The sequence below is a fragment of the Streptococcus sp. HMSC066F01 genome (assembly GCF_001837335.1).
Lineage (GTDB): Bacteria > Bacillota > Bacilli > Lactobacillales > Streptococcaceae > Streptococcus > Streptococcus oralis_S.
In genome coordinates, this window is the sequence record NZ_KV832096.1 from 1 (window position 1) to 508 (window position 508).

The following is a 508-nucleotide window of genomic DNA, read 5'->3' on the forward strand; positions in this document are numbered from 1 at the left end:
AAATGATCCTGACAATCCAAATAACAACTACATCAAGCCTTTGAAAGTTAACAAGAACAAGCAAGGTGTAAATATTGATGGTAAAGAGGTTCTAGCTGGTTCAACGAACTACTATGAACTTACATGGGATTTGGACCAATACAAGGGAGATAAATCTTCTAAAGAAGCGATTCAAAATGGTTTCTACTATGTGGATGATTATCCAGAAGAAGCCTTAACCCTTCAACCAGAATTGGTTAAGATCCGTGATCTAGAGGGCAACCTTGTATCAGGTATCAGTGTTCAACAATTTGATAGTTTAGAAGCTGCGCCTAAGAAGGTTCAAGATCTGTTGAAGAAAGCAAACATCACTGTTAAAGGTGCTTTCCAACTCTTCTCAGCTGATAATCCAGCCGAATTCTACAAGAACTATGTAGCAGCAGGAAAATCATTGCTCATCACAGATCCGATGACAGTTAAACCTGAATTTGGTCAAACGGGTGGTAAGTATGAAAACAAAGCCTACCAA

At 38.6% G+C, this 508-nt stretch carries 1 protein-coding gene; it reads left to right on the forward strand.

Features of this window, described 5'->3' with window-relative positions:
* Positions 1-508, forward strand: a 508-nt coding sequence (locus HMPREF2655_RS03015; RefSeq protein ID WP_373878874.1) for an SspB-related isopeptide-forming adhesin, incomplete at both ends; no start/stop codon positions are given.